At 72.3% G+C, this 16,316-nt stretch carries 11 protein-coding genes; 4 read left to right on the top strand and 7 right to left on the bottom strand.

The features are described 5' to 3' along the window. Positions 1-135: 135 nt before the first annotated feature. The 3 genes from BN4251_RS05660 to BN4251_RS05650 form a co-directional block, all read right to left on the bottom strand. Entirely contained in the window at positions 136-1,344 is a 1,209-nt protein-coding gene (locus BN4251_RS05660; protein ID WP_087484151.1) for a class I SAM-dependent methyltransferase, read from the bottom strand. A gap of 3 nt (positions 1,345-1,347) precedes the next feature. Further along, positions 1,348-2,397 (bottom strand): pirin family protein, encoded by a 1,050-nt coding sequence (locus BN4251_RS05655; RefSeq protein ID WP_087484150.1) that lies wholly within the window; start codon positions 2,395-2,397, stop codon positions 1,348-1,350. A gap of 215 nt (positions 2,398-2,612) precedes the next feature. Continuing rightward, positions 2,613-3,428, bottom strand: a complete 816-nt coding sequence (locus BN4251_RS05650; protein WP_087484149.1) for a MerR family transcriptional regulator — start codon at positions 3,426-3,428, stop codon at positions 2,613-2,615. Between the two features lie 195 nt (positions 3,429-3,623). On the opposite strand from BN4251_RS05650, the gene BN4251_RS05645 reads away from it, so the two are divergent. Next, on the top strand, positions 3,624-4,598 hold the full coding sequence (locus BN4251_RS05645; RefSeq protein ID WP_087484148.1) for a nucleoside hydrolase: 975 nt from the start codon (positions 3,624-3,626) through the stop codon (positions 4,596-4,598). Positions 4,599-4,664: 66 nt separating this feature from the next. On the opposite strand, the gene BN4251_RS05640 is transcribed toward BN4251_RS05645, so the two are convergent. From BN4251_RS05640 to BN4251_RS05630, 3 genes are read right to left on the bottom strand one after another with little or no spacing between them, the layout of a single operon-like run. Further along, the gene (locus BN4251_RS05640; protein WP_087484147.1) at positions 4,665-5,597 is read right to left on the bottom strand and encodes a MaoC/PaaZ C-terminal domain-containing protein; all 933 of its coding nucleotides are present in this window, start codon (positions 5,595-5,597) and stop codon (positions 4,665-4,667) included. Continuing rightward, the gene (locus BN4251_RS05635; RefSeq protein ID WP_087484146.1) at positions 5,594-6,934 is read right to left on the bottom strand and encodes a 3-oxoacyl-ACP reductase; all 1,341 of its coding nucleotides are present in this window, start codon (positions 6,932-6,934) and stop codon (positions 5,594-5,596) included. Before BN4251_RS05635 ends, BN4251_RS05640 begins: the two co-directional genes overlap by 4 nt. 54 nt (positions 6,935-6,988) lie before the next feature. After that, positions 6,989-8,311, bottom strand: coding sequence for an acetyl-CoA C-acetyltransferase (locus BN4251_RS05630; protein WP_087484145.1), 1,323 nt, complete (start codon positions 8,309-8,311; stop codon positions 6,989-6,991). Positions 8,312-8,486: 175 nt separating this feature from the next. On the opposite strand from BN4251_RS05630, the gene BN4251_RS05625 reads away from it, so the two are divergent. From BN4251_RS05625 to purL, 3 genes are all read left to right on the top strand, one after another. Continuing rightward, complete coding sequence (locus BN4251_RS05625; protein WP_087484144.1) at positions 8,487-9,164, top strand: TetR/AcrR family transcriptional regulator; 678 nt, start codon at positions 8,487-8,489, stop codon at positions 9,162-9,164. Continuing rightward, entirely contained in the window at positions 9,161-11,326 is a 2,166-nt protein-coding gene (locus BN4251_RS05620) for an acyl-CoA dehydrogenase family protein (RefSeq protein ID WP_087484143.1), read from the top strand. Before BN4251_RS05625 ends, BN4251_RS05620 begins: the two co-directional genes overlap by 4 nt. A 141-nt stretch (positions 11,327-11,467) precedes the next feature. Next, positions 11,468-13,831 carry a phosphoribosylformylglycinamidine synthase subunit PurL gene (purL, locus tag BN4251_RS05615; RefSeq protein ID WP_087484335.1) on the top strand — a complete coding sequence of 788 codons (2,364 nt, stop codon included), beginning with the start codon at positions 11,468-11,470 and terminating at the stop codon, positions 13,829-13,831. A 116-nt stretch (positions 13,832-13,947) separates the two neighbouring features. Here purL and BN4251_RS05610 read toward each other — a convergent pair whose 3' ends face one another. After that, positions 13,948-16,269, bottom strand: coding sequence for a polysaccharide pyruvyl transferase family protein (locus BN4251_RS05610; protein WP_087484142.1), 2,322 nt, complete (start codon positions 16,267-16,269; stop codon positions 13,948-13,950). Positions 16,270-16,316: the final 47 nt, after the last annotated feature.

Genomic DNA, 16,316 nt, shown 5'->3' with positions numbered 1-16,316 from the left:
GCACCGCGTGAGGCGGACGCCCGCACCGCACCGGGCGCAGAGCATCGCACACTGCGCGCTGAACAGCCCGCTCAGGAACCACTTCCGGCAGGAATCTGGTTCGTGAGCGGGCTGTTGCGTTATGGACGGCGCCGGTCAGCGGATGGCGCGGAGCACCGTGAAGCGGCGGTCGCGGGCGCGCTGCTCGACGTCTCCGACCCGCCGCTCCACCTCGGTGCGATAGCGCAGGTGCGAGTTGTGCACGAACCAGAGCTGCCCGCCCGGGCGCAGCACCCGCGCGGCGGAGTCCAGCAGACCCTGCACGAGCGTCGCGTCCACCGTGGTGCCGTCGTGGAAGGGCGGGTTCAGCAGCACCAGGTCCAAGCTCTCCGCGTCGAGACCTGACAGCGCGTCATCCCAGCTCACCTGCACGTTCTCGCGCGTCAGGTCGTTGGCGGCGAGGGTCTCGCGGGTGGAGCCGACGGCGTCGGCGTCCACGTCGCTGCCCAGCACCGACGTCTCCGGCAGCGCAGCGGCGAGGTAGGCGGTCATGAGCCCGTTGCCGCATCCCAGATCCGCGGCGGCGCGGAGGGGCGCTTCGGGGGCGCCGAGCTCGCCGGCGGTGAGGGCTCGATCCAGCGCGTCCAGCAGCAGCAGGCTGCCGGCATCGGCCCCGGCCCCGCCGAACACCGCACCTATCCCGCGCAGGGCCAGCTCCCGCGGCTCGCCGCGCACCGTGAGGAGGGCGCTGCTCTCGGCGGCGGCAGGGGCGGTGGCCTGCTCGCGCAGATCGGTCGCGATCAGGGCCCGGGACTTCCCGATCCCGCGGCTCGCGCGGACCTCGTCGAAGAGCGTCCCGAGCGCCTCGTTCTGTGCCCGGGTCATGTGCTTGACACGCCCGCCCGCGACGATCTCGAGTCCGTTCTGGCCACTGCCCCGCACCGCCTCGGCGAGGCGACGGGCACGGTCCTCGAGGGCGTGCACGGCCTTCGGCAGACGCATCAGCACCATCAGGTGCCCCTCGACCTCGGCCGCGGCCTGCTCGAGCGGGGTCACGCCCGGACCTGCGGGAACGCGCAGACGACCCGCATCGATCTGCTCGGCGAAGCGCTCCTGCAGCGCCGCGGCGCGGGTGAGGGAGGAGGTCCAGCTGAGCACCACAGCGTCCGCGTGGTCGGCGACAGCGTCGAGGGCGAAGGCGGTCAGCTCGCCTGTCGCATCGTCCACCACGACCACGTCGCAGGGGCAACCGATCCCGAGCTCCTCGGCCGCGGCGATGATCACGCGGTCGGTCTGGTCCGGGCCCTGCGGCGCCGGGGCGGTCTGCGGGGTGTGGTCCGGTGCGGCGTCGGGGGTCTGGGGCACGGGTCAGTCCTTCGGGGGGATGCCGACGCGGCCGCGGGTGCGCAGCCGGCCGTGTGGAAGCTGGGGAGCGGGCAGGGCCGCGGGGGTGTGCGGGGCGAAGGTGCCGAACTGCTCGTCGTCGGCCGCGAGGCCGCCGCGGGTGCGGGTCTCCGCGTGGATCGGGACCTCGGCGATCGTACCCTCCGCGCCGATCTCTGCCTGGTAGCGGGCCCGGAACTGCTCGATCTCCTCGTGGCTGCGGCCCACGAAGTTCCACCACATCAGGATCTCCTCGCCGAGCGGTTCGCCTCCCAGCAGCATCACCCGCAGGCCCTCCCCCGCTCCCGCGCGCAGCGTGAGCTCGGAGGCGCCGTCGGGCACCACCATCAGCTCGCGCTCGGCCACCTCGGCGGAGCGGTCCCGGCTGCGCAGCTGCGCGGCGCCCCGGTCCACGAGCAGCCCGTACTCGTGCTCGGGGTCGAGCTCGATGCGCAGAGAGGTGCCCGCGTCCAGGTCCAGCTGGACCATGAACAGCGCGGTGTCGGTCCCGACAGGGCTGGTGTGCTCGAGCAGTCCGCCCTCCTCGTCCTGGGCACGGAAGCTGCCCAGACCCACGCGGGCGCGAGCGGTGGTGGTGGCGATCTCGGGCGGGGTGTGGACCTCGAAGTGCTGGTCGCGGAAGCGTGCTCGGTCGGGCAGGGCGTACCAGAGCTGGACGCCGTGCAGGATCGTGGTGTCGAGGGTGGAGAACTCCGAGTGGGTGATGCCGGAGCCGGCCACCATGATGTCCACGTCCCCGGGTCGCACCAGGGCGTGGCTGCCGATCGAGTCGCGGTGGGTGATCGCCCCGTCGAACAGCCAGGACACCGTCGCCAGGCCCGTGTGCGGATGGCGTGCGACCTGCATGCCTCCGCTGCCCGTGACGTCATCTGGGCCGAAGTGGTCCACGAAGCACCAGGCTCCGATAAGGGACGTCGCCCGGGCGGGCAGGGTGCGGTGCACGGTCATCCCGCGGGGCCCGCCGAGCGGCACGTCACGGGGTTCCAGCAGCAGGAAGTCCTCGAAGGCGCTCATGGGCTGAGTCTAGGTCGCCCACGCTCCGCCGAGGCCGGGGTGGGAAGTGCTGCCCGGGGCCGTGCCGGCGCGGGTGACCCGGGGCCGCGCCGGGGCGGACCGGCCGCTCTCCCACCCCGCCACGCGACAGAAAGTTCCAGGCAGCTGGTACTTCCTGCCGTGTGACCGGTGGCGCGAGCGGGCGGCCGCTGGCGGGCCGGGGTCGGCACCGCCGCTCACTCCCAGGCGGCCGTCTGCGGATCCACGCCGTGGGCGCGGGCGTTCTCCTCGATCACGGCACGCAGCCACGCCGCGAGGCCCTCGGCCCGCTCATCGTAGTGCGCGGCGAAGCGCGGATCCTCGGTGTACATCCGTGCCAGCACCACCTGCATTGAGCGGGTGCAGTCGTAGTGGCGAGCGATCGTGGCGCGGTGCCGCTCGGCGAGGGCGTTCGCCTCCTCGCTGCCCGGGGCGATGCCGCGGGCGAGAGCATCGGCGAGCGCGGACTCGACGGTCTCGAGCTCGTCCTTGACCTGCTGCCACTGCTCGGGTCCCCACTCGCGGGTGCGGGCGGCGGACTGCTTCCACGCCTCGGTGCCGCCCCAGCGCTCGCGCGCCTCGTCCTGGTAGGCGGGGTCCCAGTCGGCCCCGAAGATGCGTGCCTGCTCCTCGGCGCTGAGCCTGATGCCGTTCTCGTGTGTCATGTCTGTCCTCTCGATCATCTCGTCGACGGCGCGTGCCGTCCTCTCGAGCCGGCGGATCCGCTCCTCGAGCAGGGTCCGCTGGCGCTGGAGGTGCTCGCGCGGGTCGACGGAGGGGTCGTCGAGGATCTCTCCGATCTGCGCGAGCGCCAGACCGAGCTCGCGGTAGACGAGCACCCGGTGGATCCGGGCCACGTCCTCGGCGTCGTACAGGCGGTACCTCGACCAGCTGCGCCCACTCGGGCGCACCAGGCCGATCGCGTCCCAGTGATGGAGGGTCCGGACGCTCACGCCGACGAGGTCGGCGACGCGCCCCACGGTGAGGTCCTCGTGCACGGTCGTCTCGGTCATGGGATCCACCGTCGGGCCTGACGCCGCGTCAGGGTCAACCCCGTTCATCGGTGCGCTCGTCGGGAGCAGGGACGGGCGGGAGCGATCTGACCGGCTCGAGCACCGGATCGTCATAGGACATCTGCGCATGCGCCATCCGGCGATCCTCCCGCAGGCGAGCCCTCCCCGCCACCTCGACGACCGTAGGCTGGGTCCATGGCTCTCCCCCTCCTGGTCGACTGCGACACCGGCATCGACGACGCGATCGCGCTCGCCTATCTCGCCGCCCATCCGAAGGCCCGGGTCAGCGGCATCGTCTCCACCGGCGGCAATGTCGAGGTGGGCGCCGTGCATCGCAACAACCTGGTCCTCGCCGAGCTGCTCGGCATCGACGCCCCGGTCGCGCGCGGCGCGGAGCGGCCGCTCGTGCAGGAGCCGATGTACGCCGACGACACCCACGGTCCGGGCGGACTCGGCCACGCCGTGCTCCCCGCGCCGTCCCGGACCGGGGGTCCCCGCAGCGGCGCCCAGCTGTGGGTGGATCTCGCGCGCGAACGCCCCGGCGAGCTGACGGGCCTGGTGCTGGGCCCGCACACGAACCTCGCGCTGGCCCTGGAGATCGAGCCGGAGCTGCCTCGACTGCTGAGGCGCCTGCACATCATGGGCGGGGCGATCCATCATCGCGGCAACACCGGGGCCACGAGCGAGTGGAACATCGCCGTGGATCCGGAGGCGGCGCAGCGCGTGCTCTCCGTCTTCTCCTCAGCGCCGCAGCGCCCGGTGATGGGGGCGCTCGAGGCGACGGAGTCCGTCCGTTTCACCCAGCGTGAGCTGGACCGCTTCGCCGCCCTGGCCGAGAGCACCGGTCATCCGGTGGCGCAGATCCTGGTGGACGCGCTGCGGTTCTACTTCGAGTTCCACGAGGCCGACGGCTTCGGCTGGTCGGCGCACGTGCACGACCCGCTGGTCACCGCGCATGCCGTCACCGGCGACTTCGCCGGGACGAGACCGCTCGCGGTGGACGTCGAGCTGGCCGGCACCCTGACCCGCGGTCAGACGGTGGGCGATGAGCTCGGGCGCTGGGGCCGGGAGCCGAATCTCGAGGTGCTCACCGACGTCCGGCCGGGAGAATTCATCGAGCACCTGCTGACCGCGCTCGAGGCCGGTCTGGCCCCGGCCTCCGCCGGATAGCTCCGGGCCCGGTGCCGACCGGGCGAGCAGGCCCGGGCGAGCCCTCCCCCGGACCTGCCCCGGAGCTCACCGATCCAGGGTCGTCACCTCGACCTCGAAGCAGCGGCGCGGCCCCTTGTCCCCGCGGCCCGCGCGCCAGCCGGTGCAGGTGACGGTGCCCGTGCCGGCATCGTCCGCGAAGGCGACCAGCACGGTGCCCGGCAGCGTCACCGGGGCGTCGAAGGAGACGTCCCAGCGCAGCGGACGCGAGAGATCGACCCGTGATTCGGTGAAGGCCCGGGAGGCGGTGTACATCCCGTGCGCGATCGCCTTCGGGAAGCCGAAGACCTTCGCGCTCAGCGCCGACATGTGGATCGGGTTCACGTCCCCCGAGACCGCCGCGTAGCGCCTGCCGGCATCCGCGGGCAGGCTCCAGCGGCCCGTCGGCGTCGGCGCCTCGAACTCGCGCCGCTCGGCGCGAGCGTCGGCCGACGATGGCCCCGCACCATCCCGCCCGGCCGACGGCCCCGAGGCCTTGGCGAGGTAGGTGGACACATCGGTGGCGATGATCTCGCCATCCTGAGCGAGGATCGTCGAGACCGCCTCGAAGGTGCGTCCCTTGCGGTGCGGCCGCAGGTCCCGCACCCGGCACTCGACGTCCACCAGCTCCCCCACCCGCACCGGACGGTGCTGGAGCACCTGGTTGCGCAGATGCACCAGGCCCAGCAGCGGGAACGGGAAGTCCCGCCGCGCCATCAGCGCGAGGGAGACGGGGAAGGCGAGCACGTGCAGCACGCCGGGGTGGACGAGGTCGGTGGCGGGCCCGCCCATCAGGTGGTCGAAGTCGCGGGCGCGCTCCGCATCGATCCGCACCGAGCGCACTCGGTACGCGATCGCGGGAAGGGTCGGCTCGCCCTTTCTCCGGCTGCTGCGCGGGTCCAGCGCCGCGGCGTAGACGGCGGGGAAGGAGGGGACGTCGGCGAGGTCCTTGATCTGCTCGGCGGTCTGCACGGCGCTCACTTCCCCACCATGTTCTGGCCGCACACGCGCAGCGTCTCGCCACGGATCCCGCCCGCCTCCGGGGTGGAGAGGAAGGCGATCGCCTCGGCGACGTCCACGGGCAGGCCTCCCTGCTGGAGGGAGCTGAGCCGGCGGGCCACTTCCCGGGTCAGGGCCGGCATCCTGGCGGTCATCTCGGTCTCGATGAAGCCGGGGGCCACCGCGTTGGCGGTGCCGCCCCGCGAGTCGAGCTGCGCGGCGAGCGCCTCGACGAAGCTGATCACACCGGCCTTGGAGGCGGCGTAGTTGGTCTGCCCCCGGTTGCCCGCGATGCCGCTGGTGGAGGCGAGGGAGACCACGCGCGGCTGTTCGCCCAGCACGTCCCCGGCCTCGATCAGCGCCTCGGTGAGGGTGATCTGGCTGCTGATGTTCACCGCGAGCACCGCGTCCCAGCGATCGGCGGTCATGTTGGCCAGCAGCTTGTCGCGGGTGATGCCGGCGTTGAGCACGAGCACGTCGAGGGCGAGGCCCCGCTCCCGCAGCGCCTCCACCAGGCGCCGGCCCGCGCCCGCGGAGGTGACGTCAAGCTGGATCGGCACGGCGCGCAGCTCATTGGCAAGGCGTGCCAGCTCGGTGCCCGCACCCGGGATGTCCAGCACCACGAGCTGGGCGCCGTCGGCGGCGAGAGTGCGGGCGATCGCCGCACCGATGCCCCGGGCGGCGCCGGTGACCAGCGCCGTCCTCCCGGCCAGGGGCAGGGACTCGTTCTCGGTGTGGCTGCCGGCCCCGCTCGCGACGGTCAGCATCTGACCGGTGACGTAGGCGCTGCGGGCGGAGAGGAAGAAGCGCAGCGCACCGAGCACACCGGGGGCGTCGAGGCCCACGCCGTCCTCGACAAGGATCCCGTTGGCGGTCGCGCCCCCGCGCATCTCGTGGGCGAGCGAGCGCACGAAGCCCTCGACCCCGCCGCGGGCGGCATCCCGTGCCGGGTCCGACCCGCGGGCGGGACGGGACACGGTGACCACCCGGGCCCCGGGGACGAGGCTGCGCATCGCACCGGCGAGCGGGAGCACGAGCGGGCTGAGGTCCGCGGGCGCGGAGATCTCGTCGGCGACGATGATCACCGAGCCGACCTTCCGCAGCTCCTCGAAGCGACGGCGCACGTCCACGCCGCGCTCGAGCAGCAGGTGCGCGATCCCGTCGGCCCCGGCGCCGTCCCCCACCACCACGACCGGTCCGAGCACGGGCTCGGGACGGTCCTCGCGGCGGAGGAGCTTCGCGGGACGGGGCAGGCCCAGCTGCTTGGCGAGGGCCCCGCCGGGGGCGGAGCGGATGAAGCGGGTGTAGGCATCGGTCATGGGAACCTCCGGGTCGGGGCGACGGGTGCGGGGTGCGGGAGGGCCGCGCGGTGATCAGTCGGTGACGGACTCGAGCAGCACGACGGTGCCCTGACCGGCCGCGGCGCACACGGAGATCAGGCCGCGCTGGACGCGGCCGGTTTCCTTGGCGCGCTCGTGCAGGAGCTTGGAGAGGGTGGCCACGAGCCGCCCGCCGGTGGCCGCGAAGGGGTGGCCAGCGGCGAGGGAGGAGCCCGCGACGTTGAGCTTGTCGCGGTCGATCGCGCCGAGCGCTCCGCCGCGCCCCAGCCGCTCACGGCAGAACTCCTCGGACTCCCAGGCCTTAAGGGTGGTCAGCACGGTCGAGGCGAAGGCCTCGTGGATCTCGTAGAAGTCGAGGTCCTGCAGGGCCAGACCGTTGGCGTCCAGCAGCTCGGGCACCGCGTAAGCGGGGGCCATGAGCAGGCCCTCGTCGCCGTGCACGTAGTCCACGGCGGCGCTGCGCGCGTCGACCACGCGGGCGAGCGGGGTCAGGCCGTGCTCGGCGGCCCACTCCGCGCTGCCCATCAGCACGGAGGAGGCGCCGTCGGAGAGCGGGGTCGAGTTGCCGGCGGTCATGCTCGGCTCGGCGACCTGCGGCGACTTCACGCCGAAGACGGGCTTGAGGGAGCCGAGCTTCTCGAGCGTCGAATCGGGACGCAGGTTCTGATCGCGCGAGAGCCCGCGGTAGCCGGTGACGAGGTCGTCGAAGAAGCCGGCGTCGTACGCGGCGGCGAGGTTCCTGTGAGAGGCCAGGGCCAGCTCGTCCTGCTCCTGACGGCTCACGCCCCACTGAGCCGTGGTCAGCGCCTGGTGCTCGCCCATGGACAGCCCGGTGCGGGGCTCGCCGTTGCGGGGCGGGACCGGGGCGAGGTCCGCAGGACGGATCGCGCCGAGCGCCTTGAGGCGCTGCATCGCGGTCTTCGCGGCGAAGGCGCGGTGCAGGATGCGGCGCAGCCGCGGGGTGACCTCGATCGGGGAGTCCGAGGCGGAGTCGACGCCGCAGGCGATGCCGGAGTCGATCTGGCCCAGCTGGATCCGGTTGGACACATGGATCACGGTCTCGAGGCTGGTGGCGCAGGCCTTGGACATGTCGATCGCGGGGGTGCGCGGGTCCAGGGGCGTGCCCAGGGCGCTCTCGCGGGTGAGGTTGAGGTCCCCGGCGAGCTTGAGCACGGCGCCGCCGGCGATCTCGCCGAGCTTCTCGCCCTGCAGGCCGTAGCGGGCCACCAGGCCCTCGAGCGCCGCGGTGAGCAGGTCCTGGTTGGAGATGCCCGCGTAGGGGCCGCCCGAACGGGCGAAGGGGATCCTGTTGCCGCCGAGGATCAGGGCGTCGCGCGGGAAGTCGGGCTGGGTCACGGGGTGCACCTCTTCGTGGTCACTGTGGTCGCTGCGAGGGTCGGAGTGCCGGGTCGGGGCTGCGGGATAGTACGGGCCGGGCGGGCCCGTCCGCTCGCGTTCCGCCGACGCGCTCCGGAGAATCTTCTGCGGAGCACTTTACATAGAACCGACGGTACTTGATACCCTAGGTTCTGTGAACGCGACGACGCAAGCCCCCGTGGACGGCCGATCAGCCCGTTGGGCCCGCCACCGGGAGGAGAGACGGGCCGAGCTGCTCGATGTGGCCCGGCACCTGATCCATGAGAAGGGCCCCGACGTGACGATGGAGGACATCGCCGCGGCCTCGGGCACGTCGAAGTCCATCGTGTACCGCTACTTCGAGGACAAGGCCCAGCTCCAGCGCGCGCTCGGGCGCAGCATCCTGTCCGCGATGCACGCGAAGCTGCTCGCGGAGATGCGCACCCTGGAAGAACGGGTGGGGCGCACCCCCGCCCCCGACGAGCGGATCCACGCGATGATCCTCGCCTACGTCGAGACGGCGCAACGCTCCCCGGGCGTGTATCGCTTCGTGACCCGCCCCAGCGACGGGCTGAACCACTTCCTCTCCTCCGTCTCCCGGCTGGTGGCGACCTTCCTGCCGACCGAGACCCCCGCACCCCAGGTCTGGGCCCACGGCGCCGTGGGCTTCGTCGAGAGGGCGGTCGACACCTGGATGACCGATATCGACAACAACACCGACAACAGCACCGACGGCGAGCCCGACGAGGAGCTCACCGGCCGCGCCGCACCCACCCGGCGCACCACCCCACTCACCTCCGATCAGCTCGTGACCCACCTGGTCACCTGGCTCATGAAGGGACTGCACGCATGACCATCGACTCCCGCACCGCACCCGCCCTGCCGACCGCCGACGGGACGACCTCCGACGTGTCGACCACCGCGAATCCCACCGGCCCCATCCCCATCCCTCCCGGCGGCAGCCCGCGCCTGGACATCGAACAGGTCTCCGAGGCGCTGCTGGGCCGATGGGCCGACGCCCGCCGCGAGGCCCGCGAGCGCGCCGCCCGCCCCGAGCTCCACCGCCCGATCGACGCCTCGGTCGCCGAGCACCGCGAGCGCGTGTTCGAGCAGCTGGGCCTGCTCGCCGAGGAGGACGTCTCCCACCGAATGCTGCCCGAGCACCTGGGCGGCCCCAATGACAACGGCGGCAACGTCGCCTCCTTCGAGGAGCTGGTCGTCGCCGACCCCTCCCTGCAGATCAAGGCGGGCGTGCAGTGGGGCCTGTACACCTCCGCGATCGTGCAGCTGGGCAACGAGGAGCAGCAGCGCGCCTGGGTGCCGGACGCGATGGACCTGACCACCCCCGGCGCCTTCGCGATGACCGAGATCGGGCACGGTTCCGACGTGCAGTCCCTGGCGACCACCGCCACCTACGACCCCGACGGCGGGGAGGACGGCGAGTGGATCATCCACACCCCGTTCCGCGCCGCCTGGAAGGACTTCCTGGGCAACGCCGCGATCCATGCGAAGGCGGCGACCGTGTTCGCGCGCCTGATCACGAACGGCGTGGACCACGGCGTGCACTGCTTCTACGTCCCGGTGCGGGACGCCGACGGCGAGCTGCTGCCCGGCGTCTCGAGCGAGGACGACGGCGAGAAGGGCGGCCTGAACGGGATCGACAACGGCCGCCTGGCCTTCGACCAGGTGCGCATCCCGCGCACCAATCTGCTCAATCGCTACGGCGACGTCGCGCCCGACGGTACCTACACCTCCCCCATCGAATCGCCCGGCCGGCGCTTCTTCACCATGCTCGGCACCCTCGTGCAGGGCCGCGTCTCGCTCGACGGCTCTGCGATCCGCGCCAGCCAGCTCGCGCTGCACATCGCGATCACCTACGCGACCCAGCGCCGCCAGTTCAGCGCCGCCGATCCCACGCAGGAGACGGTGCTGATGGACTACCAGGCACATCTGCACCGCCTGCTGCCCAAGCTCGCGGAGACCTACGCGGGGGCGTTCGCGCACGAGCAGCTGCTGCTGGCCTTCGACGACGTCTTCTCCGGCCGCGCCGACGATCCCGAGTCCCGTGAGGACCTCGAGACGCTCGCCGCGACCCTCAAGCCCACCTCGACCCGCCTGGCGATGGACACCATCCAGGAGTGCCGCGAGGCCTGCGGCGGAGCGGGATTCATGGCGGAGAACCAGCTGGTGGGCCTGCACCAGGACCTCGACGTCTACACCACCTTCGAGGGCGACAACACCATCCTGCTGCAGCTGGTCGCCAAGCGTCTGCTCTCCGACTACACCTCCGAGCTCAAGAACGTGGACCGCGCCGGGATCGGCCGCTTCATCGCCCAACGCGCCGAGGTGCTCGCCAAGCGGCACACCCCCTGGGCAAGCCTGGGCCAGAGCGTCGCCGACCGCGGCAACTCCCGCCGCGCCTTCGACTCGATGCGCCAGGCCGAGTTCCAGGAGGAGATGCTCGCCGACCGCGCCCGGATCAAGGTCGAGGAGGTCGCCCTCTCGCTGCGCGGGGCCGCGAAGATGAGCCCCGCCGACGCCGCCGCCGAGGTCAACAAGCACCAGGTGGAGATGCTCGACGCCGCGCGCGCCCACGCCGATCTGGTGCGCTGGCGCGCCTTCACCGCCGGCATCGAGGCACTGGGCGATGAGGACTCACGCGCCGTGCTCACCGATGTGCGTGACCTGTTCGGCCTCACCGCCATCAACGACGACCTGGCCTGGTTCCTGCTCAACGGCATGATCTCCACCCAGCGCGGCCGCCAGATCGAGGGCGACCTGCGACGGCTGCTGTGGCGTCTGCGCCCGCACGTGCTCGACCTGATCGCCGCCTTCGACGTGCGCCCCGGGCACGTGCGCGCCCCGATCGCACTCGGCGGCGAGCAAGAGCGGCAGGACGAGGCGGCCGCCTACTTCCGCGCCCAGCGGGCCAGCAGCACGGCCCCGGTGAGCGAGAAGACGCTGCGCGACAAGGAGAAGCGCGCGCGCCGCGCCGCGGCCGCCGCGAAGCGCTGAGGCACGCGGCGCCGACGGGGGCGGTCTCAGCAGGTGCTCGGTACCGCCCCCGTCCGCGCCGCGATCGTAGACTGGGGGCGCCGCGTCGGGCTCCCCGCCCCGCGCTCCCCAGCCCTCGTGACGAACGGAACCGACACCGCGATGACCGCTGACCTCGCCCCCTCCTCACCGCACGGCCGGCCGCACCCGTCCGGGGATGTCGACACGGTCGAGCACGCCGCCTCCACCCCTGAGCAGGCGCAGCCGTACGCGGAGCTCGGACTCAAGGACGACGAGTACGCGAAGATCCGCGAGATCCTGGGCCGCAGGCCCACCAACGCCGAGCTGGCGATGTACTCGGTGATGTGGTCCGAGCACTGCTCCTACAAGTCCTCCAAGAAGCACCTGAGCACCTTCGGCAAGCACACCACCGAGGCGATGCGAGAGAAGCTCCTGGTGGGCATGGGCGAGAACGCCGGCGTGGTCGACATCGGCGACGGCTGGGCGGTGACGTTCAAGGTCGAGTCCCACAACCACCCCTCCTATGTCGAGCCGTACCAGGGCGCGGCCACCGGCGTGGGCGGCATCGTGCGCGACATCATCTCGATGGGCGCCCGCCCCGTCGCCGTGATGGACCAGCTCCGCTTCGGCGCGATCGACCACCCGGACACCGCTCGAGTGGTCCACGGCGTGGTCTCCGGCGTGGGCGGCTACGGCAACTCGCTGGGCCTGCCGAACATCGGGGGCGAGACCGTCTTCGATGCCTCTTACCAGACCAACCCCCTGGTCAACGCCCTCGCGGTGGGCGTGATGCGCCATGAGGACATCCACCTCGCCTCCGCCACCGGCCCGGGCAACCAGGTGGTGCTCTTCGGTGCGCGCACCGGCGGCGACGGCATCGGCGGCGCCTCGATCCTCGCCTCGGAGACCTTCGACGAGGGCGGTCCCGTCAAGCGTCCGAGCGTGCAGGTGGGCGACCCCTTCATGGAGAAGGTGCTCATCGAGTGCTGCCTCGAGCTGTTCGCCGCGGGCACCGTCGAAGGCATCCAGGATCTCGGCGCCGCGGGCATCTCCTGCGCCACCAGCGAGCTCGCCGCCAACGGCGGCTCCGGCATGCACATCCACCTCGAGGAGGTGCTGCTGCGCGATCCGAGCCTGAACGCCGGAGAGATCCTGATGAGCGAGTCTCAGGAGCGCATGATGGCCGTGGTGCGTCCCGAGAAGCTCGCGGAGTTCCAGGCGATCGCCGCGAAGTGGGACGTCGAGGCCGCGGTGATCGGTGAGGTCACCGGAGACGGTCGCCTCACCATCGACCACCACGGTCACCGCATCGTCGACGTGGACCCGGCCACCGTCGCCGTGGACAGCCCCGTCTACGACCGCCCCTACGCCCGCCCCGACTGGCAGGACCCCTACGCCCGCCCCGACTGGCAGGACGCCCTGCAGGCCGACACCGCCGAGGCCCTCCCCCGCCCGGAGGGCGCGGAGGAGCTCGCCGCGACGATCCGCACCCTGATCGCCTCCCCGAACCTCGCCTCGAAGGGCTGGGTCACCGACCAGTTCGACCGCTACGTGGGCGGCAACACCGCGCTCTCGATGCCCGACGACGCCGGCGTGCTGCGCATCGACGAGACCACCGGGCGCGGCATCGCGATCGCGACCGATGCCAACGGTCGCTACACCAAGCTCGACCCGCGCACCGGCGCACAGCTGGCGCTGGCCGAGGCCTACCGCAACGTGGCCACCTCCGGCGCGGTGCCGCTGGCGATCACCGACTGCCTGAACTTCGGCTCCCCCGAGGATCCGGGCCCGATGTGGCAGCTGGTGGAGGCGATCGGCGGCCTCGCGGAGGCCTGCGAGGCGCTCGAGGTGCCGGTCACCGGCGGCAACGTCTCCCTGTACAACTCCACCGGCGAGCCCGGCCTGATCGACTCCGCGATCCATCCCACCCCCGTGGTGGGCGTGCTCGGCGTGTTCGACGACGTCGCCCGCCGCGTGCCCTCCGGCTGGCAGGGCGAGGGCGAGTCCGTGCTGCTGCTGGGCACCACGCGCGAGGAGCTCTCCGGCTCCGCCTGGGCGGACGTGGTCCACCAGCACCTGGGCGGTCTCCCGCCCCGCGCCGATCTCGACGCCGAGCGCGCCCTGGCGAAGGTGCTGATCACCTCTGCCGCCCAGCAGCTCGGCTCCGCCGCGCACGACCTCTCCGAGGGCGGTCTCGCGCAGGCGCTGGTCGAGTCCGTCACCCGCTTCGGCGTAGGCGCGCAGGTCTCGCTCGCGGCGCTGACCGAGCGCGACGGCGTGGATGCGGCCACCGCCCTGTTCTCCGAGTCCCAGGCCCGGGCGCTGGTCGCGGTCCCTGCCGAGCACGAGGAGCGCCTGACGGCCCTCGCGGCCGAGAATGACGTGCCGGTGCTGCGCCTTGGCACCACCGGGGGTACCGCGCTCGAGATCGACGGTGTGGGCTCCTTCGCCGTGGGTGAGCTGCGGGACCTGCGTGAGGGCACCCTGCCGCGCTACTTCGGCTGAGCATCCGGCGGCTCCCGGCGCACCACTCCCGCGTGCTCGCCGCCAGCCGGTCTCAGCTGTCGTCGACGACCTGCGTCAGCGACAGCTGAGACCGGCTCGCCGAGAGCCGACGGGCATCAGGCCCCGTCGCGGCGGGGCCGGTTCCTGCGCACCATGTCCCATGCTCGCCGGCCCGCACCGCTCACCAGCGCCCGCATCCCCGGAACCTCGCGGGGCTCCGCGATCCGATCCAGACGCTCGTGCAGCTGCGCGACCTCCGCCCGCAGCGACCGCAGCTCCTCCAGCACGCGCTCCTCGCTGCGGCTCACGTGCGCCTCGGTGTCCTTGGACAGGAACATCGGCAGTCCGAGGCCGTTGTCCTGCACCCACTGCCGGAAGTAGCGCTCGCGCAGCTCCGCGTCGTGATGGCGGTGCCCGCCGGAGGCGGCGAACATCGAGTTGCTGTCGGCGCCGACGGCGGAGGGGCGCTGGCGCCACTGAGCGAGCGGGCGGTCCAGGAAGCCGATCTCTGTGTGCCGGAGCAGCTGGAGGTGGAAGGCGTAGTCACCGACCACGGGCATGGACTCGTCGTACAGGCCGACGATCTCGTGCACGCTGCGGCGATGCAGCATCGAGATCGGCACGTTGCGGTTTACGGCGACGTAGTCGAGCAGACGCACCCCCTCGAGCTCGCCCCAGAAGGGGAATGCCTCCTCGTCGACGAATCCGGTGGGGGTCTCGCGCTCGTGGACGACCCAGGTGCGCACCACCACGGCCCCCTGCTCCGGATGGGCCTCGAGGTGGGCGAGGGTTTGCTGGAGAAAGGTGGGATGCCAGGTGTCGTCGTCGTCATGGACAGAAACCGTGGGCGCGGTGGTCTCGCGCAGTCCGTGGTTGCTGGCCGCCTCCATGCCCGTGGAGACCTCGCGGTGGATCACGCGGATCCGTCCGTCGGCCTCGGGCGTATGCCGGGCGACGACCGCATCGACCGCGGCGGCGTCGCCCGCATCGTCGACGATCACCAGCTCCCAGTCCTGTCGGGTCTGGCCGAGCAGGTCCTGGACGGCGCGGTCAAGCATCACGGGCCGGTCGCGGGTGCGCATGATGACGGCGACTGAGGGCTCCCCGGTACCGCCGACGGTGCGGGTCCAGGGGGCAAGGCGGCCGCGAAGGTTCGCGTCCCAGCGCATCACCGGCTCCAGACCGGCTCCGATAGGGTCAACGAGGCCGACAGGCTCGGCGGCTGCCTGCTCCAGGGCTGTGCTGACGCGGTCCCACCATTCCTCGCCCGCCGCCAGCAGGCGGGGCCTGGCGCTCACCAGATGCGCGTGCTCTTCCTCGCGGCGGGCGATCAGCGCCTCGACCAGGGGTGCGACGAGTGAGGAGGGTCCGCCGGAGACCGGGTCCCACAGCGCGGCGGCGGGGACCGCGGCGCCCGCCAGGCCCGCGTTCCGCATCGCCCCGTCCATCCGGGTGTGCCCGTAGCGGTTCAGGGGCAGCGCGAGCACCGAGGAGCCGGCCGCGGTGCCGAAGACAACCGGGTGGAAGCGGGTGCTTATCACCCAGCCGGCCCGGGTGGTGCGCACGGCGGCCTCGGTGTCCAGCGCGATCGGCAGCACCGTCGCCGGGATGCTTAGCTGCGCGGCGACCTCCTGATGCAGCGCCAGGTCTCCGCCGCCGTCATCGGGGTCGGCCATGTGCGGGACCAGCTCGATCCGGGCGCCGGTGCGCTGAGCGACCTCTTCGATCACCGCGCAGGCCAACGCGATGTAGTCGTCACGGGGAAGAGGGTCACCGTCCCCGCCGAGGGTGACGCTGAGCAGGCTCGGGTCGACCTCGTGATCCTCGCCGTGCGCCGGCATACCCAGGCCCACCGCATCATCGAGGGTCTGAACCAGGGCGGGATGGTCGGGGCACAGGTCGCGCGCGATCCGGATGCTATGGACATCGCGCAGACCCACGAGGTTGCACAGCTCGAGCAGCTCACGGGCGCTCTCGCGGTCCGCGGGGCTGAGCTCGGGCCCGAGACTCTGACCGGTCAGCACCACGGGCTTGCCCAGGGCGCGGGCGATGAGCGCGGTGGCCAGGCGCTCGTCAAGCAGCCAGCCGTATCGGGAGTTCAAGCTCCCTCCCCCGCCGATCACGAGCGCGTCCACCCCGCGCAGCTGCTCGATGATCCCGAAGAGCTTGTCCTCGGCGGGAAGGGCCCTAACGTCCCCTGCCAGGACGCTTCGGATCTCCTCGAGGTACCGGCCCCGGTCCTCGAGCGGCCAGGGGAAGACCAGCGCCGGGATGCTCTCGCGCGGTGCGGACCCGCCCGGCCCGTACTTCTCGTGGCGCGAGAGGCGCACGACCTCGTGGCCACGTGCTCGGAGGCGCCGCGTGCTCATCGTCGCGATCGCTTCGTCGCCGACGTGGTAGACACTCTGGTCCACGTCGCACAGCAGGGCGACCTTCACCGGCTTCTCCTCCTACGTCTCGGAGCGGGACCGCTCCTCCTCGGAGG

The sequence above is a fragment of the Brachybacterium massiliense genome (assembly GCF_900184245.1).
In the GTDB taxonomy this organism is placed as follows: Bacteria; Actinomycetota; Actinomycetes; order Actinomycetales; family Dermabacteraceae; genus Brachybacterium; species Brachybacterium massiliense.
Note: the sequence above shows the minus strand (reverse complement) of the source record. Positions and strands in the feature narration are given on the sequence as shown.

Coding starts and splice junctions, on each gene's coding strand:
- BN4251_RS05655 (WP_087484150.1), bottom strand. CDS start 2,397: ATGAGCGCCTTCGAGGACTTCCTGCTGCTGGAACCCCGTGACGTGCCG.
- BN4251_RS05650 (WP_087484149.1), bottom strand. CDS start 3,428: ATGACCGAGACGACCGTGCACGAGGACCTCACCGTGGGGCGCGTCGCC.
- BN4251_RS05645 (WP_087484148.1), top strand. CDS start 3,624: ATGGCTCTCCCCCTCCTGGTCGACTGCGACACCGGCATCGACGACGCG.
- BN4251_RS05635 (WP_087484146.1), bottom strand. CDS start 6,934: ATGACCGATGCCTACACCCGCTTCATCCGCTCCGCCCCCGGCGGGGCC.
- BN4251_RS05620 (WP_087484143.1), top strand. CDS start 9,161: ATGACCATCGACTCCCGCACCGCACCCGCCCTGCCGACCGCCGACGGG.
- purL (WP_087484335.1), top strand. CDS start 11,468: ATGACCGCTGACCTCGCCCCCTCCTCACCGCACGGCCGGCCGCACCCG.